Raw genomic sequence first — 22,180 nt, 5'->3', positions numbered from 1 at the left:
GCCCGGCAGGGTGTGGTTCATCTGCGGTGAAGGCTAAACCGCTAAAACCCTTGGAAAAGCGCCATTGCGCGCTTGGCCGGTGCATTGTGGAAAGCCTAAGGTTCACAGCGATGAATATGGATACCCACCCCGCATTGCGCCCTGTCTGCCACCCCTCCGCACGGCGACTCGGGGCAGCATTGGCGCTGGGCGCAGCTGCAATGCTGGGCGGCTGCGCGCCCGAGGCGACGCGCGATATTCCCAAGACGACCTCGCGACCCGTCGTGCAACCGGTCCCGCGAAGCCAGCCTTCGGCCGAGGAACGCATTTGCCGCACGCGACTGGCAGAGCTGGGTGCAGATTTCGTGCCTCTGCCCGATCTGGCTGCGGGATCGTGCAGTTCGACCAATGCCGTCACGCTGTACCATCTGGCCAGCGACAACACGCGCGTCACGGTCACCAACCTGCCCCGCATCTCCTGTTCGCTGTCGCAAGACCTGTCGAACTGGACACGCTTCGGGGTCAGCCGTGCGGCGCAGCAGATTTTGGGCAGTCCCGTCGTCAAGCTTGAGACATTCGGAAGCTATAATTGTCGCAATGTCGCGGGATCGAGCCGCCGTTCGGCGCATTCGACCGCCAGCGCAGTCGACATCTCGGGCTTCGTGCTGGCCGACGGGCGACGGATCACGGTGGAAAGCGGGTGGAAAGGCAGCAGCGCCGAACGGCAGTTCCTGCGCACCATTCACGACAGCGCGTGCAAGCGGTTCGGGACGGTTCTGGGCCCCGATTACAACCGCGCGCACGAGGATCATCTCCATCTGGAACTGGACGGTGGCGGGTACTGCCGCTGACGCTTGCCTATCGCATCCCCTTCTCCTAAACCCGCCGCGTCATCCGGGGAGTAGCTGCCCGCACACCTATGGGAATGCGGGCCCAGCATCGACATACTCGGCCGAGAGGTCGCGGTGTTGGGACAAGTCCTTCAAGAGCGTCCACCGCTCTGTCCAAGGCGCTTCTGGCGAGACCGCATGACATGCGAACCCGGTTCTGCCGGGCGGGGTTCGTGTGTCATCGGTTATTGCAGAATACGCCCGGCATCTGGATTGGAACTTGCCCGATGGAAGCCTTTCTTACCTCCACCGCCGTCGTCGCGCTTGCCGAGATCGGCGACAAGACCATGCTGCTTGCCATCGTGCTGGCCGCGCGGTTTCGCAAACCCTGGCCGGTGGTCTGGGGCATATTGTTCGCCACTATCGCCAATCATTTCCTTGCCGCGCTGCTGGGCGCCACCATGGCCGAGGTGCTCGACGGAATATGGTTCCGCTATGCCGTGGCTGCCGGCTTCGTCGCCATGGGGCTCTGGACGCTGATCCCCGACAGGCTGGACGAGGATGAGGAGCCCCAGAGCCTTGGCGGCGCGTTTCTGACGACGCTGGTGGCGTTCTTCCTTGTCGAGATTGGGGACAAAACCCAGATCGCCACTATCGCGCTGGGCGCGCGTTTCGATGCCACGCTGGCGGTGACGGCGGGCACAACGCTGGGCATGATGATCGCCAATGTACCCGCCGTATTCGCGGGCGACGCGCTGACAAGGCGCGTGTCGCTGAAAGCGATCCGCATGGTCGCTGCCGCGCTGTTCGTCATTATCGGGCTGATGCTGGCGGCGCAAACCGCCGGATGGATCGGATAGCTGCCGATCGGGGCGGCGGCACCGTCGGGCATGAACCGCGCCGCCGCCCGCCAGGAGAGCTTAATGAAGCCAGTCGCCAAGGCTCGCTTCCAGACGCAGCCGGACGGCTTCAGCCGCGTGGCGCGCGCCCAGCTTGTCCATCATATTGCCGCGATGGATTTCCACCGTGCGCGGAGAAATATCGAGGTCGCGGGCGATCACCTTGTTCGAACAGCCTTCTGCCAGACGGTCCAGCACTTCCCTCTCGCGGTTCGACAGCATGGCGATGCGCGTTCGTGCCTCTATCGCGCGGCGGCGGTGCCGGGCCTGCGTCTCGGCCTCGCCCGCGACGCGGCGCAGGATCGACGACAGCGCCATCGGGTCCAGAGGCTGATCGAGATAGTCGAACGCGCCCGAACGCATCGCGCTGACCACGCGGTCCATTTGCGGGTGACGGGCCGTTGCGATCACGGGCAGCCACGCGCCCTGCGACGAAATCGCGTTCATCAGATCGCCCACCCCGCCGGCCTGCGGATCGTCATGCGCCAGCACGATCCCGTGCGAAGGCAAATGCGCGGTCAGCTCGTCAATCCCCTCATACACCTCGGCATGATGGCCCAGATCGAAGATGGTTCGGGCAAAGCTGGCCCTGTTACGCGGGTCCGCGTCGACGATGTGAATGATGATGCGCTGTTCCATGGACACGAGCATGTCGGCCCCATGGCGCACCCGCCACTAAGGTTGATTCCGTAATGGACCTATTGATTTCATTTGCCTTTCAATGGCGGAGAGTGCCGTCGATATTCCATCCGGAATGGATGCAATCACTCGCTCGCCATATGGTCTGCCATGCGTATTCCGGGCATTCGGAGCAGGAAACCGTCAACCAATCACGCCATATTCAGCCGACCGACTCGGGTTCGTCGTCGAAGCTGTAATCGGGCAAGGAATGGAATGCGGTGCGCAAGGCTTCGCTCCAACTCGAAGAGATTTCCTGAAAATACGGGTCGCTGGCCATGATCCGCTTTTCATGCAGCGGTTCGAATCGGTCGCGTTCCAGCACCAGCACGTCGAGTGGCATGCCGACCGACAGATTGGCCGCCAGCGTCGAATCCATCGACACCATCAGCAATTTGACCCCGTCCTCGAAGCTCATCGTCCGGTCATAGCCGCGGATGATGATGGGGCGCCCATATTTGGTCTCGCCGATCTGGAAGAACGGCGTGTCGGCGCTCGCCTCGATGAAATTGCCTTCGGGATAGATCAGGAACAGGCGCGGTTCCATGCCCGCGATCTGGCCCGCGACGATCATGCTGGCGGTAAAGCGCGGCCCGCCGGACTGGCCATCGCTGGAAATCTGCCGCTCCTCGATCGTGGCGCGCAGCAATTCCCCGACCAGATTGGCGACCTGGAACATGGTGGTGCATTTCAGGATCGACGGTTCGCGGTCCTCGGGCGCCTTGTTGCGTTCTTCCAGCTTGCTGACCACCGATTGCGTGGTCGCCAGATTGCCCGCCGTCATGATCGCGATGATCCGGTCGTCAGCCGACCAGTGAAACATCTTGCGAAATACCGAGATATTATCGACGCCCGAATTCGTCCGCGTATCGCTCATCATGACGATACCCTTGTCGAGCATCATGCCGACGCAATAGGTCACGCCCGTCCCCCATGTTTCAACATTTTCCCGCCCTTCATCATGGCCGCACGGCTGACAGCGGGAACACCGGTACCATAGGCGTAAATCGCGCGATTCACAGCAGGCGGCGCATCAATCCTGTGGGCCGGGGGCGTTCGGATCGCTCGACTGGCCCTGCTGCGACTGGATTTGCTGCGACTGGCTCTGCGATTGCCCGTGCCCATTCAGGCTCTTACCGTTCACGCTCTGGCTCTGCCTTTGCTGTCCCTGCTGTTGGGTTTGGCCCTGCTGCTGGGATTGGCCCTGCTGGCGCCGGACCGTCAGATCGACATCCAGCCCCGCATTGCTGCAACCGATGGAAATGCCCTTGACCGGCGCAGCCTCGGAATAATCCTGACCGCTGGCGACGCGGATATAGCGCTCGTCGGGGCTGATCTGGTTCGATACGTCGAAACCCACCCAGCCCAGACCGTCGATATGCGCCTCGGCCCATGCGTGGCCCGCCTTCTGCTCGTCGCTATGCTCCATCAGCAGATATCCCGACACATAGCGCGCCGGAATGCCCAGATGCCGCGCGCAGCCGATAAAGATATGCGCATGGTCCTGACACACACCCTCACCCGCATGCAGCGCGTCTTCGGCCCGCGTGCCGGTGTCGGTCTTGTCCTTTTCGTATTTCACCGCGTCGAGGACGGCGGCCGACAAGGCGTGAAGCATCGGCAGAGCCTCGCTCTCCCGCTGGAATTTCTCGGCCAGAGCACGCATTTTCGCGCCCGGCCGGGTCAAAGGCGTATGCCCCGAAAAATGCCAGCACGGCAGATGGCCCGCATGACGCCCGATAATGCCGTGATTATCCGCCGTCTCGATCGTGCCCTCGCAATCGATGATCACTTCGGTCACGCCCGGTTCGATCGCGATCAGCGTGGTGGTGTTCATATTGTGATCGTCGAACTGCAACTGCTCGTGCGCGCCTTCATAGCGCATCGTCCAGTCCACAACCTGCTGTCCGCTGGTGGATTTCGGCGTCAGGTGCAGCCGCTGCAATGCGTGCACGACGGGTTCGTCGAAGAGATAGCGGGTGCGGTGATGGACGTTAAGGCGCATGGGACGTCTGTACTCTCCCTCAATCCGAGAAGCGGTAGTCGGTTTCGACGGCGTGCGCGATCTCGTTATTGTCGGAAATGAAATCCGACAGAAATTCGTGCAACCCCTGATCGAAGATGGATTCGATATCGGCATCGTGCAAGCGCATGTCCGCCTTGCGCATCAACTCGTGCGCGTGCAGTTCCTCGCCATATTGCAGGGCCAGATTGCCAAGGTTCGACCGTATCTTCGAATAGCAGAACGCCAGCGACCGCGGAAAGCGTCCGTCGAGGATCAGGAAATCGGCGATCCCCTTGGCATCCATCTGGCCCGAATTCAGCCAGCGATAGGCTCGTTCCGCGCCCAGCGAGCGCAGGATCGTTTCCCACTGCACATTGTCGAGGCTGGACCCGACATAGGAAAGCGAAGGCAGCAGCACGTAATATTTGACATCGAGAATACGGGCCGTGTTGTCGGCGCGCTCGATAAAGCTGCCGATGCGCGCGAAATTATAGATGTCGTTGCGCAGCATCGACCCGTCCATCGCGCCGCGCACCAGCGTCGCCTCGCGCTTGACCGCCGCGATGGCATCGCCAAGATTGCTTTGCGTCACGGGCCGCGACAGCAGATCGTTGATCTGCAGATAGCTTTCGTTCACCGCCAGCCATAATTCGGCGGTAATGACGTTGCGCACCGCGCGCGCATTGGTCCGCACCTGCCCGATCAGCGACCGGATCGAATTGGGATTGTCCTTGTCGCGCAGGATATAGTTCCACACCTGCATGCCGGTGAAGGTGCCGTTCTTTTCCAGATAGGATTCGGTCATCCCCGCGGTTTCGAGGACAGAACTCCATTCCTGTTCCGCCGTGATGGAATCGCTGGTCAGCGCCATGCGGAATCCGGTGTCGAGCAGGCGGGCGCAATTCTCCGCCCGCTCGAGATAGCGGAACATCCAGAATACGCCGTTTGCGCTGCGCCCTAGCATTATTCCTCCAGCACCCAGCTGTCCTTGGTGCCGCCGCCCTGGCTGGAATTCACCACTAGCGACCCCTGTTTCAATGCCACACGCGTCAGCCCGCCGGGCGTGATGTCGATGCCATTGGGGCTCATCAACACAAAGGGCCGCAGATCGACATGGCGCGGGCTCAACCCTTTTTTCGCAAGGATCGGCACGGTGGAAAGCGACAGGGTCGGCTGCGCGATATAGTTTTGCGGGTTCGCCTTCAGCTTCTGGACGAATTTGGCGATTTCGCGCTTGGACGCGGTCGGGCCGATCAGCATGCCATAGCCGCCCGAACCGTGCACTTCCTTCACCACCAGATCGGCGATGTTATCCAGCACATATTTCAGTGCATCGGGCTCCATGCAGCGCCAGGTTTCCACATTGGGCAGCAGCGGTTTCTCACCGGTATAGAACTCCACGATATCGGGCATGAAGCTGTAGAGCGCCTTGTCGTCCGAAATGCCGGTGCCGGGCGCATTCGCAATGGTGATGCCGCCCGAACGATAGACATCCATGATCCCCGGCACGCCCAGCAGGCTCTCGGGATTGAACGTCAGCGGGTCGAGGTAATCGTCGTCGATCCGGCGATAGATCACGTCCAGCGGCTTGTACCCGCGCGTCGTGCGCATCTGGACGCGCCCGTCAATGACGCGCAGATCGCTCGCCTCCACCAGTTCGGCACCCATCTGGTCGGCCAGAAAGCTGTGCTCGTAATAAGCGGAATTGAAGATCCCCGGCGTCAGCACCGCGATGGCGGGCTTACCCTTTCCGTCGAAGGCAGGCGGCGCACAGGCGGCAAGGCTGCGCGCCAGCCGCCGCGGATAGTTCGATACCGGCGCGACCTTTACCCGCGTGAACAGTTCGGGGAACATCGCCATCATCGTTTCGCGGTTTTCCAGCATATAGGAAACGCCGCTGGGCGTGCGGGCATTGTCTTCCAGCACGTGGAAATCGTTCGGGCCGGTGCGGACCAGATCGATGCCGGTGATGTGGGTATAGATACCGCCCGGCGGGGTAAATCCGCACATATTGGGCAAAAACGCGGCATTACCGCGCAGCAGCCATTCGGGCACGCGTCCGGACCGCACGATTTCCTGCCGGTGATAAAGATCGTGGAGAAAGGCGTTGAGCGCCCTCACCCGCTGCTCGATCCCGCGCGACAGGCGGCGCCATTCCTGCGCGGTGATGATGCGCGGCACCGGATCGAACGGGATTAGCCGTTCCTCGGCCTCGTCCTGTCCGTAGACGTTGAAGGTGATCCCGGTGCGGCGGAAGAACGCTTCCGCCTCGCGGTGTTTCTTGCGCAGGGCTTGGGGATCCTGCTCGTCGAACCAGTCCGAATAGCCGGCATAGGCGGCCCGTATCGAGCCGTCCTCGCCATGCATTTCGTCAAAGGAAGGTTTCTGGTCCCGGCTCATGCGCTATCGCTCATGAGTCGGGGTTGTCACCGGTTTTTTGCTGCGTTGCAAGATGCGTAAAACTTTCGGGTGATTTTGCGAGCACCCATGACACCGCCTCGATCGAGGCGGGATGCCATGCAAAGCCCATATGTGTGCACCGGACATGGAGCGAGAAATCGCGCTCTTCCCGTTTGCCGCAAGCGCAGTGGCGATGGACGACACCGTCCTGCGCGCTCCACATCGCGACGGTCGGCACGGGTGGCTTGGCCGCGAATTCGCCCTTTACCGGCGGTTCGTCGACCGGATGGCCCGCGATCGCGTGATACAGCCGCCAGCCGTTATTGCCATGCATGTCACCCGAAAACGGCGAGCCCAGCGTGATCACCATCTCGACGTGATCGGGCAGCCTCTTGGCCGCTTCGCGCGCGAAAACGCCGCCAAGGCTCCACCCGACCAGCGTGATCTTGCGCCCCTCGGCGCGGGAAACGCGCCGGATGCGCGACAACAGGCGTTCGAACCGGTCCTCGCTTGCGCCCAGGTTCCAGCCGAGGCCCCAATCGGTAACCGAATGCCCTGCCTCGGCCAGTGCCTTGTGCATGGGGGCCATGCGCCACGGATGCGACCCGAAACCGGGCAACAGCATCACCGCACGCGATTCTTCGGGGATCGTTACATCCATCTTGCCATGCGCGATCCGGAACGCGGCAGGCGCGGCCAGCGATGCCAGCTCTTTCAGCAAAAGGCGCGACGAAGGGGTCGACACACCCTCGGGCTGAGGGCGCAGCGCCAAAGCGTGACGCCGTTGCCATTCGCGATAAAGAACACCGAATCCCTTGCCCGGCCTCGGCGCATCGGCAGGCGCGGGATTCGCCCGACCGACTTGCTGGCTAGGTGTCGTCGTTTTCCCTTTACGAACAACAGTGTCAGCCCATCCCTGCTGCGGCAGGCGGGTCATGCGGGCATTGGCGCGGGGGATGCCGGTATGGATATGATCGGGTTTCATGTAACCTTGCTGTAACATTTTTCGCCCCATCCAACCAATGCGAAAACGGCCCCGCAGTTTCCCGCCGGGCCGTTTTACTCCGGTTCCGAGATCGGGATCAGGCGGCGCAGTCGCCTGTGCGGGTCTGCTTCATCCGCATCGTCATCGCCATTTCCTGACCCTGTGCCTTCATCTTGGTATCGGCCACGATATCGGAACTGGTCTTGCCCACCGTGCCGTTCATCGTCATTTCCATCGTGCCGCCGTCCAGCGCGCAAACAGCCTTGGCATCGACCTTGCCATTATCGACCGACAGCCGGTTGAAATCGCACTGGCCGTTCTGGGCGACTTGCCCCAGCTGCTCCTTGAAACCCTTTTCGGCGTCTTCCGCCGTCAGGCAGAAACCGTCGGCATAGGCGCTTTCCATCACGCTTTTCATCTGGTCCAGCGCGCCTTCGGGTGCGCCCGGCAGGTCGAAACTCGTGATCTCCACCTCGAGCTTGTATTGACCCGGCTCCGGCTTATCCAGCTTGCTGAATTCCTCGGCCGCCTCGTCGATGTTCATCGCCTGCTCGGCCGCGGGTTCTTCGGGCTCGCTCGAACAGGCGGCCAGCGCCATGGCGGCGACCGCGATAAGACCGGTATATTTCAATTGGTTTCGCACTGAATCTGCTCCCCTGCTTGTTCAGGCGATGGTGCATTGCAGATGGGATACCGCTTGGCAATCACATCGGGGCAATTGCACCGCCAGCCTATTGCACCCATATCCCGTTCCATGACCGAACTCGTCATCCGCCGCGGGCTGGAAGAGCCCGACACGTCCGAAAGTTTCACCCCGCACCGCCCCGCCCGGCCGGAAAAATCGCTGCCCGGGAAACGGTTCGAACTGGTGAGCGATTATGAACCCGCCGGCGACCAGCCGACCGCCATCGCAGAGCTGGTGCAATCGGCGCAGGAGGACGAGAAGACACAGGTGCTGCTGGGCGTGACCGGGAGTGGCAAGACTTTTACCATGGCCAGCGTGATCGAACGGCTGCAACGGCCCGCCCTGATCCTTGCGCCCAACAAGATCCTTGCCGCCCAGCTTTATGGCGAGTTCAAGAGCTTCTTTCCAAACAACGCGGTCGAATATTTCGTATCCTATTACGATTATTACCAACCCGAAGCCTATGTCCCGCGCTCCGACACCTATATCGAGAAGGAGTCGAGCGTAAACGAGGCGATCGACCGGATGCGCCATTCGGCCACTCGCGCGTTGCTGGAACGCGACGATGTGATCATCGTCGCCTCTGTCTCGTGCCTTTATGGCATCGGATCGGTCGAGACCTATTCGGCGATGATCTTCGACCTGAAAAAGGGCGAGACGCAGGATCAGCGCGAAATCATCCGCAAGCTGGTTGCCCTGCAATACAAGCGCAACGATGCTGCCTTTGCCCGCGGCAATTTCCGCGTGCGCGGCGATAATCTGGAAATCTTCCCCTCGCACTATGAAGACATGGCATGGCGCGTGTCGTTCTTCGGCGACGAGATCGAGGAGATCAGCGAGTTCGATCCGCTGACCGGCAAGAAGGGCGCGTCGCTCGACAAGGTGCGGGTCTATGCCAATTCGCACTATGTCACCCCCGGCCCGACGATGAAGCAAGCGACCGAGGCGATCAAATTCGAACTGGCCGAACGGCTGAAGGAGTTGGAGGCCGAGGGCAAGCTGCTGGAGCATCAGCGACTGGAACAGCGCACCAATTTCGACCTTGAAATGATCAATGCCACCGGTTCCTGTGCGGGGATCGAGAATTACTCGCGCTTCCTGACAGGCCGCCTGCCGGGCGAGCCTCCGCCGACGCTGTTCGAATATCTGCCCGACAATGCACTGCTGTTCGTGGATGAAAGCCACCAGACCGTGCCGCAGATCGGTGCGATGGCGCGCGGGGACCACCGCCGGAAACTGACCCTGGCCGAATATGGCTTTCGCCTGCCCAGTTGTATCGACAACCGGCCGCTGCGGTTTAACGAGTGGGACGCGATGCGCCCGCAAACATTCTGCGTATCGGCCACGCCGGGTGGCTGGGAAATGGAAGAAACGGGCGGCGTTTTTGCCGAACAGGTCATTCGCCCGACCGGCCTGATCGACCCGCCGGTCGATATCCGGCCTGTGGAGGATCAGGTTCAGGACTGCATCAACGAATGCAAGGAAACCGCGAAAAAGGGATATCGCACGCTGGTCACCACGCTGACCAAGCGCATGGCCGAGGATCTGACCGAATTCATGCACGAGGCGGGCGTCAGGGTCCGCTATATGCACTCCGATGTCGAAACGCTGGAGCGTATCGAACTGATCCGCGATCTGCGGCTGGGCGTCTATGACGTGCTGGTCGGCATCAACCTGCTGCGCGAAGGGCTGGATATTCCCGAATGCGGGCTGGTCTGCATTCTCGATGCCGACAAGGAAGGTTTCCTGCGCAGCGAAACATCGCTGATCCAGACCATCGGGCGCGCGGCGCGCAATGTGGACGGGCGCGTGATTCTTTACGCAGACCGCATTACCGGCAGCATGGAGCGCGCCATGGCGGAAACCGACCGCCGCCGCGAAAAGCAGCGCGCCTATAACGAAGAACATGGCATCACGCCCGCCACCATCAAGCGGCGCATTGCCGATATCGTTGCCGACACCGCATCGAAGGATGGCGTGACCGTCGATACCGGCGATGATGAGCGCAACAATCTGGTCGGCCACAACCTGCGTGCCTATATCGAGGAACTGGAGGGGCGCATGCGTGCAGCCGCCGCCGATCTCGAGTTTGAGGAAGCTGGCCGCCTGCGCGACGAAATTCGTAGGCTGGAAGGCGAGGAACTGGGCCTGCCCGACGACCAGAAGCGCGCGCCCATCGTGGGGCGCAGCAATGAAGGCAAGCCGGGCACCCGCAAGACGCGGTTCGGCAAGACGCAAAGGAAGTGGAAAAAGTAACGTCCGCAACCGGTTTTTGCGCCAAATCGGGGGGATAACGCGGTGACCCAAATTGCGTTACCCCCGCAATCGCCGCATGTATGCCGCCATGATCATCCGCAATCGCATCCGGCGCGCCCTTGCCATCGCGCTTATCGGTTCCGCCCTTCCCGCCAGCCTTGCCGCCCCTGCAACCGCGCTTGCCGCCCCTGCGGACGATGAGGCGAAGCCGGCCACCGGCTATGAGGCGAACTCGGCATCGAAGAAGCTGAGCGGCACATTTGGCGGCAAGCGCATCACCTATACCGCCACGGTTCAGGAACAGGTGCTGAAAGGCGACGACGGAACGCCCAAGGCCGCGATCGTCACCATGTCCTATATCGCCGAACCGCGCGACACATCGCGGCCCGTCACCTTCCTGTACAATGGGGGGCCGGGTTCGGGCTCTGTCTGGTTGCAGATGGGTGCATTCGGCCCCAAACGCGTCGCGATCCCTTCGGAAGCGCAGGACGACGGCGGGCCGCCCTATCCCATTCTCGACAATCCGGATTCGCTGCTGGACGTGACCGATATCGTGTTCATCGATCCGGTCGGCACGGGTTTCAGCCACGCCATCGGCGATACCGACCCGAACGATTACTGGGGCGTCACTGCCGATGCCAAATCGGTCGCGGCGGTCATTCGCAAATGGTTGGGGGAAAACGGCCGCTGGAACAGCCCCAAGTTCCTTGGCGGCGAAAGCTATGGCACCACCCGCAGCGCCGCCGTGGTGCGCGAGCTTGAGGGCGGGTATAACGATGTCGGCCTGAACGGCGTGATCCTGATCTCGACCATCCTCGACTTCGCGGCCGGCGCGGATACCGAGGGGAACGAGCTTTCCTATATCACCAACCTGCCCACCATGACCGCGACCGCGCATTATCACGGCAAGGTGCAAGGCACCTCGGTCGAGGCGCTGGTCGAGGAAGCGCGCCAGTTCGCCATCGGCCCCTATGCCGCTGCCTTGCTGAAAGGGCAGTCCCTGCCCGATGCCGAACGTGCCAGCGTGCGCGCGGAGCTGGCCCGCCTGACGGGCCTGTCCGAAGCCTATCTCGACCGCGCGGACCTGCGCGTCACGCCGGGCCGTTTCTATAAGGAATTGCTGCGCGATCGCGGGCTGACCGTCGGACGGCTCGACAGCCGCTATACGGGCGTCGATTACGACAGCGCGGGCGAATATCCCGACAACGACCCCAGCTTCTATGGCATCGATGCGGGCTATGCCGCCGCGATCAATAGCTGGCTGCGCGACGACATCGGGTACGAGACCGAGCGCCAGTATGTCACCATCGGCGGCGTGGGCGACTGGGACTGGAAGTTGCAGGGCGGGCGCGACACCAATGCCTATCTGTCGGTGGCGCCTTATCTGGGCAAGGCGCTGCGCGAAAATTCGGACATGCGTATCTTCGTCGGCCAAGGCTGGTACGATTTCGCCACGCCTTTCTTCGCCGCCGAATACTCGCTGTCGCGCACCGGTTTCGACCCCTCCCGTATCGAGTTCCAATATTACGATTCAGGACATATGATGTATATCCGCGATCAGGACCGCGCCAAGCTTTCCCGCGATGTCAGGGCGTTCATCAATGCGCGATAAGGCTGGCTGGATCGGCGCGGGCCTTCTGCTCGCCGCCCTTGCGCTGACGGGGTGTTCGGGCGATGACGAGCAGGCTGCAGCCGCCGCGCCCATCCGTTTGCAACTGACCGGCACCGCGCATGCCGCATCGGGCCATGCCATGCCCGGCAAGATCGATCCGCAAGACGGTCGCTGGCAGCGCAAGGGCCAGACCGCGCTTTACGGCGAACCCGGCCAACCTGCCCTGCTGAAAATCGCGTGCCGGAACGGCATGGTAGAGGCAGTGCGCAATGTCCCGTCCGACAAGGGGGCGAAAGCGATGCTCTCCTTCGTCGGCTATCGCGGCGTTTTGCGGCTGCCGGTCGACAATAATGGCGCACGCTGGGCGGGCGCGCTTCCCGCCGATGATAGGAACTGGATCGCGCTGACCGGCGGGCCGTTCTATGCCACGGTCGCGGGCGGCGGAAAGGTCATCTTTCCCGCATCGTCCGTTCTGGGCGATCTGGTGGAGGGCTGCAAGCCGCAAGCCCCCCAAGCGCCGGTAGCCGCATAAAGGCCGCCGTAAAAAAACCGCCGCCTAAAGCTTGCCGAATTTTTCTTCGTAACCGGCGGTATCCCCGCTGGCGAGGTAACGCGCCTGCGTCCGCCAGTCGTCACGTTCGATCCGGCCGGAAAAGCGCCCCATCTTCGCGTCGATTTCCTGAACGTCGGAATCGCTCCATGCCGCGATCTGGTCATAGCGCGAAATACCCATGGACGAGAGCAATTCGGCCAGTTTCGGCCCCACGCCCTTGATCCGCGTCATATCGTCGGTCGCGCCGTCATCGTGCAGCTTGATCGCCGCGGCCACGGCCTGCGCATCCTCGGCAGTCTCGGGCATCTGGTCCTGCGGTGCGGCCTTGGCGGCCTCGGCTGCCTCATGCTCTTCCTCGGCCATCAGCGCGGCGGCGGCGACGGCCACCCCTGCACCGCCCAGCGTTTCGGGCACGGCGGGCGGCTCGTGCTCATGCAGAGGCTTGCCCGCGCTGGCGGGCGGTGCATCGATAAAGGCCTGATTGCGCTGCGCGGGCGCGACGCCCTCGTCCAGCACATCGGGTCGAAAACTGCGATCACGCGTTTTCTTGGGCCTTGCGATCAACCAGACGGCGATCAGCACGGCCACGATCACGACCAGCAGGAACGCCAGCCAGTTCGACTGGATCATCTCAACCATTTAGCTTTCCTCGCTCTTCCCTATATCGCCGCCCACCGGTTGCCCCCGATAGATCCGGCCTTTCGACACCTGCCTCTTGGCACGCTCTTGCGTCAAACGCGCCAGACGGGCGCGGCGTTGCAGCCAGCTCATCATCAGCGCAAGCACCGCGCCATAGACGATGAGCATAAAGACCATCAGTTCAACCCAAAGCGGCATAGACTGCCTCTAACCCTTTTCTCGTTCAACCGGCATCGGGAATATCGATGGGCGTCGGCTTTAACGGTGCGACTTCGATCACCGAAAACTCGATGCGGCGGTTGGCGGGGTCCTCGGGCTCCAGCCCCTCGATCGGCTGTGCCGACCCCACGCCTGCGGCACGCAGCGAATCGCGGGGCAACCCGCGCTGCACCAAAGCGCTGCGAACCGCCGCGGCCCGCTCACGCGACAGGCGCAGATTGACCGATGCATCGCCCACCGCGTCCGAATGGCCGGTGATCGCGATAATGCTGCCCCTGCACGGTTTCAGCGCGCCTGCAACCTCGTCCAGTAAAACCTCGCTCGCCGGATCGATCTCGGCGCTGCTCTGGCCGAAACGGATCACGCGCACGGCCAGCAAAGTCTCCACATCGCGCTGGCAGTGATAGGGACCGGCCTCGATCACAGGCTCGGGCATCGCCATGCTGCGCGAACGGCGGTCCCAATGCGCACCTCCGACGCCGGGCAGATCGGCCACGGCACGCGCCACGCGGGCGCGGACATCGTCGGGCAAATCCTCTCCGCCGCGAAGGACAGGATGGCGCGTGGGCCAGCCATTGGTGGTGGTGAAATCGGCTGTAATGCCGGTGCCGCCATGGGCCGCGATCGCCTTTTGCGCCCGCGCCTCAAGCCGCTCGATCATATTCTCGCCCGTCTGCGCATTGGCGATCAGGGCGATGCATGCCGTTATGATCGCACCGGTCAGCACACGCAGCCAGGTCGGTATGGCAAGAATAAGGCTCATGACCCTTCCCTAGCGAAGCATTCCGGTCGGTGAAAGCATGTCACCCTTCCGCGCTCGCCCCGGCCTTGTTGCCCGATTTGAACAAGACGCGATCCTCGGGCCCGAAACCGCGTTTCCATATGACATAGCCATAGGTTGCAAGGATCGCGGGCGCGCCGATGGCAAGCTCGATCCACTCCGGCGTCAGCGTGAACAGATAGCCGACGACCACGGCCGGCGCGATGGCCCAGATCAGCGGCCAGCGGAAATTATTGATCGACTGGCCCAGCATGCGGCCCAGCATTCTGGACTTGGTGATCGATGCGAATGCCAGTACCAGCCCCAAGGCCAGCGCGACCGAAGCCGCCTGAAACGGCTCTGCCAGTTCGAAATGCTGCGCCAGCATGATCAGCGCCACGGTCAGCACGCCCTGCAGCGCCAGTGTCATGACCGAAACCGCCAGATTGCGGATGCGCGCCAGATAGATCAGCGCCGCTTCGGATACGACGGCCGTGGCCGCCACGACTTCGGCCCCCAGCAGAAAGGCCAGCGCGCCCGTGCCGCCGACGAAACCCGGCCCGACAAGGCCCATCACCGCCTCGCCCGGAATGCCTAGCGCCAGCGCGACGCCGGTTTGCGCGGCAATAATCCAGAACCCCGCCTGACAGACCTGACGCGCGATGGCGGCAAAATCCTTCTCGTTCAGCTTGCGCACGATGACGGGGCCAAGGATCGGCTCGAAACTGGTCTTCAGCTTTTGCGGCAGGCTGGCGACCTGCACGGCGACATAATACACGCCGACGGTCGCCGGGCTGACGAATATGCCAAGGATCGCGATATCCAGCCGCCGCGTGCCCCATTCGATCGCGTCGGCCAGTGCCAGCGGCAGGTTCTCGCGCGCGATTTGCAGCAAACGGATCGTCTGCGGTTTCCACCCGTGCGGAATGCCATACATGCGCAGCATCGGGATAAAGGCCGTCACCGCCGCCGCCGCGACCGACAGAAGATAGCTGATCGCCAGCCCGCCCTCTGCCAGCGCGGGCACGAACAGCAACGCCCCTGCCGCGATGGACAGCACCCAAGGCTCCACCACGGCGCGGCTTCGCACGGTGGCCGCGATATTGAACCGGAACGCCAGCGCCGCCAGCATCACTTCGGTGACCGACAGAAACACCAGCGCAAAGGGCAACAGCAAATCCCACCGGCTGTTCATGCCATTGGGAAACATCGGATCGGGGAAGATGAACAGAATCCCCGCCAGCAGCGAGGAGAACAGCAGCGACAGCAGCAGCCCGTCGGCGATGACGGCGGATTCCTCGCGGTCACTTTGCCCCAGCTCTTTCGCAAGGCCGCGTTTCAACCCTAAAGTCGCGAGTTGTCCGCCAATCTCGATAATGATCAATGCCGAGGCAAAGCGCCCCAGCTGGTCCGCGCCGTAAAACCGGCCCGCGATAAACAGAAACGGCAAGCGCGCGACAAGGCGCAGCAGAAAGCCGAAGAAATTGGTGCGCCCGCCCTTGGCCAGAGTGGCCAGATCGTTCGATCCGCCATCTCTGTCCTGCTCGTCCTGCGGGCCCTGCGCCGTATCGGGCGCGCCGTTCTGGCCGGTCACGGCGTTTCCATCTCGGGTCGCAGCGGACGCGCCAGAATGCCGCGCACCATGTCATTCGCACTCGTTTCGCCCGCGAGCAGGGCGCAAACCGCCTGCGTTATGGGCATGGCGATGCCCAGATCATCGGCCAGCGCGTTGAGCACGGGAGCAGTGAACGCTCCTTCGGCAACGGTACGGCGATTGGCCATCAATTCGGCAGCGGGCGTCCCTGCAGCCAAAGCGCGGCCCAGCGAGAAATTGCGGCTGGAGGTCGACGAACAGGTCAACACCAGATCGCCAAGCCCGCACAGGCCCGACAGGGTTTCCGCCTGCGCCCCGCGCGCAAGGCCAAAGCGCAACATCTCGGCATAGCCGCGCGCGATGGTGGCCGCCCGCGCGTTCTGGCCCAGCGCCAGCCCGTCGACCACGCCGCATGCGATGGCGAGCACGTTCTTCACCGCGCCCCCGATCTCGGCACCGGTCATGTCGTCAGAGTAATAGGGCCGGAAGCTCGGCCGGGCAATCTGTGCCGACAGGCGCTGCCATTGCGCATCGCCGCCAGTGCACGCCAGCGTGACTGCGGTGGGCAATCCGGCTGCCACTTCATGCGCGAAAGTAGGCCCCGACAGTACCGCAAGCTGCGCATCGGGCGCCGCATCATGCGCAACATCGGCCATCAGACGGCCCGATCCCGCCTCGATCCCCTTGGCGCACAGCACGGCATCGCCCGCAAATTCCGCCAGCGCACCGCCCATGACCGAACCCAGATGCTGCGCAGGTGTCACGATCAGCAATGTGTCGAAACCGGCCATTGCCTCCAGATCGCTGCTTGCCACGATAGAGGGGCTGAGCGGCGCATCGGGCAGATAGAGCGCGTTGCGGCGGGCGCTGTTGATGCCCTGCACCACCTCTTCCTCGCGCGCCCATAATGTCACCGGCGCGCCATCGGCGGCCAGCATCTGCGCCAGTGCCGTGCCCCATGCACCGGCGCCGATCACGCCGATCCGCGATGCGTCGTTCATGCCTTCACTCCCGCTCCCCGTACGGCCTCTGCATCGGGATCGAGCGGCCAGCGCGGACGTGCGGCGACCGACAGCGGATCTCCGCCCGGTTCCGCCAGCCCGGCGTTCAGCCGCTCCTGCCCGGCCCATGCGATCATCGCCGCATTATCGGTGCAAAGTTTCATCGGCGGGGCGGCGAAATCAAGCCCGTGCCTGCCCGCCAGATTTTCCAGCGCGCCGCGCAGCGACGCATTCGCCGCAACCCCGCCCGCCACGACCAGTGCAGTCATGCCATCGGCCTGCTCCAGCGCGCGGGTCGTCCGGTCTATCACGCAGTCCATGGCTGCCTGCTGAAAGCTCGCCGCCAGATCGGCAGGATTGTATATCCCGCTTTCATGCGCCCGCAGCACCGCGCTTTTCAGCCCCGCGAAAGAGAAATGCGGTTCCGCCGATCCCTTCAACGGGCGGGGCAAAGGCACTGCCTTTGGATCGCCCTCCCGCGCCAGACGCTCTACCGCGGGGCCACCCGGAAAGCCCAGGCCCAGTATCTTGGCAGTCTTGTCGAAAGCCTCACCCAGCGCATCGTCGATGGTCGTGGCAAGGCGGCGATAGTCACCCACGCCGCGCACTTCCAATATCTGGCAATGGCCGCCCGATGCCAGCAGCAGCAGATAGGGAAACGCCAGCCCCGCATCGGCCAGACGCGGGCTTAGCGCGTGCCCTTCCAGATGGTTGATGGCCAGCAGAGGCTTGTCCCCCGCCATGGCAAGCGCCTTCGCCGTGACAAGCCCCACCATGACCCCGCCGATCAGGCCGGGTCCGGCAGTGGCCGCGATCGCATCCACATCGCCAAGCGCCATCCCGCCTTCGTCGAGCACGCGTTCAACCATCGGGGCCAGCACCTCGACATGGGCGCGGGCCGCGATTTCGGGAACCACGCCGCCAAAGGGCGCGTGATGCGCGTCCTGCGATGCGATGGCCTGTGCGATAATCGTGCGATCACCGGCAACCAGCGCCACGGCGGTTTCGTCGCAACTCGATTCGATACCCAATACGACACGGCGACGCGTTGAATCGCTGCCCTGTGCGGGCTGAACCGGTGCGGTCGGGTGGGGCCAATCGGGGGATGGGCTGCTCATGGCAACTTCCCCTGAACGCTTTGCCCCGCTAGCACAAGCCGCTGCATGACAAGTCCCGCCAAACCCTCGCCGCCCGCCGCCCCCTGCCCTCAACGCATACTCAGGCTGGGCACAAGACGTTCGCCACTCGCCATGGCACAAGCGTATGAGGCGCGCGACCGTCTGATCGCCGCGCATGGCTGGTCGCCCGATGCGGTCGAAATCGTGCCCGTTCTGGCCAGCGGGGACCGGATACAGGACCGCCCGCTGGCCGAAATCGGCGGCAAGGCGCTGTGGACCAAGGAACTGGACGCGGCTCTGGGCGAAGGGGCAATCGATTTCGCCGTTCACTCGATGAAGGATGTCGAAACGGTCCGCCCCGATGCGCTGACCATCGCGGCTTTGCTGCCGCGCGCCGATGTGCGCGATGTACTGATCGGCGCGTCCTCCGTTGCCGCCATCCCGCGGGGAGCGACACTGGGCACCAGCGCGCCGCGCCGTGCCGCGCAAATGCTGAACCTGCGGCCCGATCTGACGATTACCGGCTTTCGCGGCAATGTCGCGACGCGGCTTGCCAAGCTGCAGGCAGGCGAAGCCGATGTGACATTGCTGGCCGCCGCGGGGCTGGACCGGCTGGAACAGACCGGCGTGGGGCACAGGCTGGAGGTGGCCGACTGGCTGCCCGCCCCCGCGCAAGGCGCCATCGGCATAGAATGCCGCACCGACGATGCCGATATGCGCACATGGCTTTCCGCCATCGATCACGCCACTACCGCCGCGCAAGTGATGGCGGAGCGCGCGTTGCTGCTGGCGCTGGGCGGCAATTGCCACAGCCCCGTCGCGGTACTGACCACGGGAAGCGAAAAGCTGGCAATGCGCGCGGCGATTTTCAGCCCCGATGGCGCGTTGCGGGTCGACAGACAGGCTGAATTCGCCGCGGACGACGCAGATGCGCCCGCCCGTCTGGCCAAGGCGCTGCTGGCCGACGCACCCGCCGCGATTACCGTGCATTTCAGCGGCGCGGCGTGATCCCGGTCATCACGATCCGCCCCGCACCGGGCGATGCCGCGACCGTCGATCGCGGCGCGCACCAGGGGATGACAATCGAAAGCCATCCCTTGTTCGAGACGCAGCCGGTGCCATGGGCGGTTCCCGATGCCGGTGCGTTCGACGCGGTCCTGCTGGGCAGTGCCAATTCCTTGCGCCATGGCGGAACCGGCTTGCAATCGCTGACCCCGCTTCCCGCATTATGCGTCGGGGAAACGACGGCGCAGGCTGCGCGGCAGGCTGGTTTTGACGTCATCGCCACCGGCGCGCGCGGCATGCAGAACCTGTTGCCGCATGCCACGGCGCGCGGGCTTTCCCACCTGTTGCGCCTGTCGGGGGAGGCGCATGTCCCGCTCGACCTATCGGCCGGTATCACGGTCGAAACACGCATCCTTTATCGCGTCGTGCCATTACCCATGTCCGGCAATCTGGCGGGCCTGCTGGCTGGCGGGGCACTGGTATTGCTGCATTCGGGTGAAGGGGCGGCCCATTTCGCGAATGAATGCGACCGGCTGGGAATTGCGCGCTGCGGGATCGCATTGGCCTGCCTTGCCCCGCGTATTGCCGAAAGGGCGGGCACAGGCTGGGCCGACTGCCGCCATGCCCCGTCACCCGACGATGCCGCATTACTGGCCTTGGCGAAACAAATGTGCCAAAGCGGCGCCACAGGAATGATATAGAACACGATGGACTCCAGCGCTCCCCACGCCTCAGTGCCCTATGGCCAATCCCGCAGCAGCAACCGTTTCCGCAAGATTGCGGCAAGCGTTCTGCTGGCATTCGTCCTTGGCCTTGCCGCCGCCTTTTACCTTGCGTGGAGCACCGGCTGGCTGACCGACCCCGCGGCCGAACCCGCCCAGGTCGCAGCACCGGTCGAGGCAGCGCCTCCGGCAGAGGCGGAACTGACTGCCGCCGCGCCGCTGCCCGCTTTGCCCGAGGGTGAGATGACGGTGGGCCAGCGGGTCGGCGATCTGGAACGCCGCCTCAACCGGCTCGACATGCAGGCCGAAGCCGCGTCGGGCAATGCCGCCCGCGCCGAAGGGCTGCTGGTCGCCTTTGCCGCGCGCCGCCTGGTCGAACGCGGCGCGCCGCTGGGCTATCTGGAAAACCAGCTCCAATTGCGCTTTGGCAATGCCCAGCCCAATGCGGTGCGCACCATTATCAACAGTGCGCGCAATCCGGTCACCCTCGACCAGTTGCGGCAGGGGTTGCAAAGCCTGCCCGAAACGGCCGTGGCAGAGCCCGACGATCTGACCGGCTGGGCACGCATCCGTTCAGAGATCGCGGGACTGTTCGTTCTGCGCAAGGCCGATGTGCCGTCGCCGCAACCGGTAGTCCGGCTGGAACGGGCCCAGCAATTGCTGAACGACGGGCGTGTAGAGGCTGCCGCCGCGCTGGTGGCGCGCCTTCCCAATCGCGACGCGACCAAGGAATGGCTGGAAAACGCCCAGCGATATGTAGCGACGCAGCAGGCACTGGACCTGATCGAAACGGCGGCGCTGCTTGAACCGCGCAATCTGTCGGATTCGCAGGGACAGCCGGTGCGCCAACCCAGCCCCGCCCAACCCAGCCCCGCTTCTGCCGGCGACGATGGCGGGACTGCCACAAGCGGTAGCAACCAGACCGTCAATTCGGCCCGGTAAGGCGCCGGACAGCCTTCGCTAGGCGTCTTGCAACAGCTCGGGCAGCTTGCCCGATACGCCGCGCGCCTCGTCCATGAACCAGCGTTTCAACGGATTGGTCCGCTCGATCGCGCTAATGCCCAAGCGGCGGATAGCGCCCGCCGTCCTGCCCGGCACGCCGAAAATCCACGTCAGCCCGTCGGTTGCGGCGGCGACCATGAAATCGTCCAGCCCGCGCCAGTCCTGATACCGCTTCAACATCTGCGCATCGCCAAGGTCGAGGCCCAGGCGCACCCCTTCGCCCAACACTTCGGCCAGCGCCGCCGCATCGCGCAGGCCAAGGTTCAGACCCTGCCCCGCGATCGGGTGAATGCCATGTGCCGCATCGCCCACCAGCGCCAGCCTGTCAGCGACGATCGTGGGCGCATGGTGAAATCCCAGCGGAAACGACGAACGCGGACTGGCAAGATCGAGCCTGCCCAGCAATCCGCCCATGCGCTTTTCGGCCTCGGCCACGAAGGCTTTCTCGCCCAGTTTCAGCCACGCGGCGGCGTCATCCTCTGCCACGGTCCAGACCAGTGCGGTGCGGTGGCGACCCATCTCGTCATCGTTCATCGGCAGCAAGGCAAAGGGTCCGGCGGGATAGAAAATCTCCCACGCGATCCCGTCATTCGGCTTTTCATGTGCCAGCCCGCAGATGATCGCACGGTGCCCGTAATTCCATTTCGCCACGACCAGCCCCGCCTCTTCCCGCGTGGGAGAGCCGCGCCCTTCGGCGCCGACCAGCAGGCTTCCCTCGTACCGCGTGCCATCGGCCAGCACCGCCGCCACGCCATGCGCGCCGCGCTGCCGCTCCACGACGCGGCTATTGGGGTGATAGGCGATTTCGGTCACGCCTTTCACCGCTTCGAAAAGGGCCATACGCAAGCGGCGGTTTTCGAACATGCGGCCCAGGGAACCGTCACCCTCGGCCGGTTTGAATCGCAATTCGCCCGGCTTCAACTGGTCGCTGACCGCAATCTCGGTAATCGGGCTGGCGAAAGGTTCGAGGAACGGTTGCACGCCAATATTGCCGAACAGGTTCCAGCTGGCAGTCGAAATGGCCGAGGCGCGGCCGTCGAAACCCTCGGCCGTTTGCGCGCCGGGATCGCCTGCGTCGATGACATGGCTAGTGATGCCCTGCCGCGCCAGCGCCAGCGCCAGCGTCAACCCGACAAGCCCGCCGCCCAGTATCACGACATCGCGCCGGTCCGTCTCTGTCATCGTCATTCCTTCCGCCTTCCAAACCCGCGCAATATGGACATAGGGCACTGCGATGC

At 63.6% G+C, this 22,180-nt stretch carries 22 protein-coding genes and 1 riboswitch; of the genes, 8 read left to right on the top strand and 14 right to left on the bottom strand.

Annotated features, from left to right (window positions below; genetic code table 11):
* Positions 1-110 precede the first annotated feature (110 nt).
* Together LOZ74_RS07800 and LOZ74_RS07795 are read left to right on the top strand one after the other, a co-directional pair.
* The gene (locus LOZ74_RS07800; protein ID WP_230293573.1) at positions 111-830 is read left to right on the top strand and encodes an extensin family protein; all 720 of its coding nucleotides are present in this window, start codon (positions 111-113) and stop codon (positions 828-830) included.
* 30 nt (positions 831-860) lie between these two features.
* Positions 861-1,046: riboswitch (yybP-ykoY riboswitch) on the top strand.
* 50 nt (positions 1,047-1,096) lie between these two features.
* Entirely contained in the window at positions 1,097-1,669 is a 573-nt protein-coding gene (locus LOZ74_RS07795) for a TMEM165/GDT1 family protein (protein ID WP_230293572.1), read from the top strand.
* A 60-nt stretch (positions 1,670-1,729) separates the two neighbouring features.
* Here the strand turns inward: LOZ74_RS07795 and LOZ74_RS07790 are convergent, their stop codons facing one another.
* From LOZ74_RS07790 to LOZ74_RS07760, 7 genes are all read right to left on the bottom strand, one after another.
* Positions 1,730-2,359 carry a response regulator transcription factor gene (locus LOZ74_RS07790; protein ID WP_230293571.1) on the bottom strand — a complete coding sequence of 210 codons (630 nt, stop codon included), beginning with the start codon at positions 2,357-2,359 and terminating at the stop codon, positions 1,730-1,732.
* A gap of 190 nt (positions 2,360-2,549) precedes the next feature.
* Complete coding sequence (locus tag LOZ74_RS07785; RefSeq protein WP_230293570.1) at positions 2,550-3,308, bottom strand: proteasome-type protease; 759 nt, start codon at positions 3,306-3,308, stop codon at positions 2,550-2,552.
* A 111-nt stretch (positions 3,309-3,419) separates the two neighbouring features.
* Positions 3,420-4,391 (bottom strand): transglutaminase domain-containing protein, encoded by a 972-nt coding sequence (locus LOZ74_RS07780; RefSeq protein ID WP_370638887.1) that lies wholly within the window; start codon positions 4,389-4,391, stop codon positions 3,420-3,422.
* Between the two features lie 19 nt (positions 4,392-4,410).
* Positions 4,411-5,355 carry an alpha-E domain-containing protein gene (locus tag LOZ74_RS07775; RefSeq protein ID WP_230293569.1) on the bottom strand — a complete coding sequence of 315 codons (945 nt, stop codon included), beginning with the start codon at positions 5,353-5,355 and terminating at the stop codon, positions 4,411-4,413.
* Positions 5,355-6,791, bottom strand: coding sequence for a circularly permuted type 2 ATP-grasp protein (locus tag LOZ74_RS07770; protein ID WP_230293568.1), 1,437 nt, complete (start codon positions 6,789-6,791; stop codon positions 5,355-5,357). The genes LOZ74_RS07775 and LOZ74_RS07770 overlap by 1 nt, the downstream gene beginning before the upstream one ends.
* Positions 6,792-6,801: 10 nt before the next feature.
* Positions 6,802-7,776, bottom strand: a complete 975-nt coding sequence (locus LOZ74_RS07765; protein ID WP_230293567.1) for a triacylglycerol lipase — start codon at positions 7,774-7,776, stop codon at positions 6,802-6,804.
* 97 nt (positions 7,777-7,873) lie between these two features.
* A complete protein-coding gene (locus tag LOZ74_RS07760; RefSeq protein WP_230293566.1) occupies positions 7,874-8,407 on the bottom strand; it encodes a DUF3617 domain-containing protein in 534 nt (177 codons plus the stop codon).
* 123 nt (positions 8,408-8,530) lie between these two features.
* On the opposite strand from LOZ74_RS07760, the gene uvrB reads away from it, so the two are divergent.
* From uvrB to LOZ74_RS07745, 3 genes are all read left to right on the top strand, one after another.
* Entirely contained in the window at positions 8,531-10,717 is a 2,187-nt protein-coding gene (uvrB, locus tag LOZ74_RS07755; RefSeq protein WP_230293565.1) for an excinuclease ABC subunit UvrB, read from the top strand.
* A gap of 88 nt (positions 10,718-10,805) precedes the next feature.
* Positions 10,806-12,329 (top strand): S10 family peptidase, encoded by a 1,524-nt coding sequence (locus LOZ74_RS07750; RefSeq protein ID WP_230293564.1) that lies wholly within the window; start codon positions 10,806-10,808, stop codon positions 12,327-12,329.
* Positions 12,319-12,861, top strand: coding sequence for a hypothetical protein (locus LOZ74_RS07745; protein WP_230293563.1), 543 nt, complete (start codon positions 12,319-12,321; stop codon positions 12,859-12,861). Before LOZ74_RS07750 ends, LOZ74_RS07745 begins: the two co-directional genes overlap by 11 nt.
* 24 nt (positions 12,862-12,885) lie before the next feature.
* Here the strand turns inward: LOZ74_RS07745 and LOZ74_RS07740 are convergent, their stop codons facing one another.
* Genes LOZ74_RS07740 through tsaD form a run of 6 tightly spaced genes read right to left on the bottom strand, consistent with a single transcriptional unit; the run spans position 12,886 to position 18,213 of the window.
* The gene (locus LOZ74_RS07740) at positions 12,886-13,521 is read right to left on the bottom strand and encodes a hypothetical protein (RefSeq protein WP_230293562.1); all 636 of its coding nucleotides are present in this window, start codon (positions 13,519-13,521) and stop codon (positions 12,886-12,888) included.
* Positions 13,522-13,719 carry a hypothetical protein gene (locus tag LOZ74_RS07735; protein ID WP_230281197.1) on the bottom strand — a complete coding sequence of 66 codons (198 nt, stop codon included), beginning with the start codon at positions 13,717-13,719 and terminating at the stop codon, positions 13,522-13,524.
* A gap of 25 nt (positions 13,720-13,744) precedes the next feature.
* Positions 13,745-14,503 (bottom strand): OmpA family protein, encoded by a 759-nt coding sequence (locus LOZ74_RS07730; RefSeq protein ID WP_230293561.1) that lies wholly within the window; start codon positions 14,501-14,503, stop codon positions 13,745-13,747.
* Between the two features lie 40 nt (positions 14,504-14,543).
* Complete coding sequence (locus LOZ74_RS07725) at positions 14,544-16,094, bottom strand: lipopolysaccharide biosynthesis protein (RefSeq protein WP_230293560.1); 1,551 nt, start codon at positions 16,092-16,094, stop codon at positions 14,544-14,546.
* Complete coding sequence (locus LOZ74_RS07720) at positions 16,091-17,095, bottom strand: NAD(P)H-dependent glycerol-3-phosphate dehydrogenase (RefSeq protein WP_230293559.1); 1,005 nt, start codon at positions 17,093-17,095, stop codon at positions 16,091-16,093. Before LOZ74_RS07720 ends, LOZ74_RS07725 begins: the two co-directional genes overlap by 4 nt.
* Complete coding sequence (gene tsaD / locus LOZ74_RS07715; RefSeq protein WP_230293558.1) at positions 17,092-18,213, bottom strand: tRNA (adenosine(37)-N6)-threonylcarbamoyltransferase complex transferase subunit TsaD; 1,122 nt, start codon at positions 18,211-18,213, stop codon at positions 17,092-17,094. Before tsaD ends, LOZ74_RS07720 begins: the two co-directional genes overlap by 4 nt.
* Before the next feature lie 132 nt (positions 18,214-18,345).
* Here tsaD and hemC point away from each other — a divergent pair, with 132 nt between their 5' ends.
* Genes hemC through LOZ74_RS07700 form a run of 3 tightly spaced genes read left to right on the top strand, consistent with a single transcriptional unit; the run spans position 18,346 to position 20,882 of the window.
* A complete protein-coding gene (gene hemC, locus LOZ74_RS07710; protein WP_230293557.1) occupies positions 18,346-19,221 on the top strand; it encodes a hydroxymethylbilane synthase in 876 nt (291 codons plus the stop codon).
* A complete protein-coding gene (locus LOZ74_RS07705) occupies positions 19,218-19,919 on the top strand; it encodes a uroporphyrinogen-III synthase (protein ID WP_230293556.1) in 702 nt (233 codons plus the stop codon). Before hemC ends, LOZ74_RS07705 begins: the two co-directional genes overlap by 4 nt.
* A 6-nt stretch (positions 19,920-19,925) precedes the next feature.
* Positions 19,926-20,882, top strand: a complete 957-nt coding sequence (locus LOZ74_RS07700; protein ID WP_230293555.1) for a hypothetical protein — start codon at positions 19,926-19,928, stop codon at positions 20,880-20,882.
* Positions 20,883-20,900: 18 nt separating this feature from the next.
* Here the strand turns inward: LOZ74_RS07700 and LOZ74_RS07695 are convergent, their stop codons facing one another.
* Positions 20,901-22,124, bottom strand: a complete 1,224-nt coding sequence (locus LOZ74_RS07695; protein ID WP_230293554.1) for an FAD-dependent oxidoreductase — start codon at positions 22,122-22,124, stop codon at positions 20,901-20,903.
* Positions 22,125-22,180 lie beyond the last annotated feature (56 nt).

Origin of the sequence: Croceicoccus sp. Ery5, assembly GCF_020985325.1 — a bacterium.
Taxonomy (GTDB): Bacteria; Pseudomonadota; Alphaproteobacteria; order Sphingomonadales; family Sphingomonadaceae; genus Croceicoccus.
Note: the sequence above shows the minus strand (reverse complement) of the source record. Positions and strands in the feature narration are given on the sequence as shown.

What these genes read in the sequence shown, in the direction of transcription:
- LOZ74_RS07800 (WP_230293573.1), top strand. Translation starts at nt 111, where the DNA reads ATGAATATGGATACCCACCCCGCATTGCGCCCTGTCTGCCACCCCTCC.
- LOZ74_RS07795 (WP_230293572.1), top strand. Translation starts at nt 1,097, where the DNA reads ATGGAAGCCTTTCTTACCTCCACCGCCGTCGTCGCGCTTGCCGAGATC.
- LOZ74_RS07790 (WP_230293571.1), bottom strand. Translation starts at nt 2,359, where the DNA reads ATGCTCGTGTCCATGGAACAGCGCATCATCATTCACATCGTCGACGCG.
- LOZ74_RS07780 (WP_370638887.1), bottom strand. Translation starts at nt 4,391, where the DNA reads ATGCGCCTTAACGTCCATCACCGCACCCGCTATCTCTTCGACGAACCC.
- LOZ74_RS07775 (WP_230293569.1), bottom strand. Translation starts at nt 5,355, where the DNA reads ATGCTAGGGCGCAGCGCAAACGGCGTATTCTGGATGTTCCGCTATCTC.
- LOZ74_RS07770 (WP_230293568.1), bottom strand. Translation starts at nt 6,791, where the DNA reads ATGAGCCGGGACCAGAAACCTTCCTTTGACGAAATGCATGGCGAGGAC.
- LOZ74_RS07765 (WP_230293567.1), bottom strand. Translation starts at nt 7,776, where the DNA reads ATGAAACCCGATCATATCCATACCGGCATCCCCCGCGCCAATGCCCGC.
- uvrB (WP_230293565.1), top strand. Translation starts at nt 8,531, where the DNA reads ATGACCGAACTCGTCATCCGCCGCGGGCTGGAAGAGCCCGACACGTCC.
- LOZ74_RS07750 (WP_230293564.1), top strand. Translation starts at nt 10,806, where the DNA reads ATGATCATCCGCAATCGCATCCGGCGCGCCCTTGCCATCGCGCTTATC.
- LOZ74_RS07745 (WP_230293563.1), top strand. Translation starts at nt 12,319, where the DNA reads ATGCGCGATAAGGCTGGCTGGATCGGCGCGGGCCTTCTGCTCGCCGCC.
- LOZ74_RS07740 (WP_230293562.1), bottom strand. Translation starts at nt 13,521, where the DNA reads ATGGTTGAGATGATCCAGTCGAACTGGCTGGCGTTCCTGCTGGTCGTG.
- LOZ74_RS07735 (WP_230281197.1), bottom strand. Translation starts at nt 13,719, where the DNA reads ATGCCGCTTTGGGTTGAACTGATGGTCTTTATGCTCATCGTCTATGGC.
- LOZ74_RS07730 (WP_230293561.1), bottom strand. Translation starts at nt 14,503, where the DNA reads ATGAGCCTTATTCTTGCCATACCGACCTGGCTGCGTGTGCTGACCGGT.
- LOZ74_RS07720 (WP_230293559.1), bottom strand. Translation starts at nt 17,095, where the DNA reads ATGAACGACGCATCGCGGATCGGCGTGATCGGCGCCGGTGCATGGGGC.
- tsaD (WP_230293558.1), bottom strand. Translation starts at nt 18,213, where the DNA reads ATGAGCAGCCCATCCCCCGATTGGCCCCACCCGACCGCACCGGTTCAG.
- hemC (WP_230293557.1), top strand. Translation starts at nt 18,346, where the DNA reads ATGGCACAAGCGTATGAGGCGCGCGACCGTCTGATCGCCGCGCATGGC.
- LOZ74_RS07700 (WP_230293555.1), top strand. Translation starts at nt 19,926, where the DNA reads ATGGACTCCAGCGCTCCCCACGCCTCAGTGCCCTATGGCCAATCCCGC.
- LOZ74_RS07695 (WP_230293554.1), bottom strand. Translation starts at nt 22,124, where the DNA reads ATGACAGAGACGGACCGGCGCGATGTCGTGATACTGGGCGGCGGGCTT.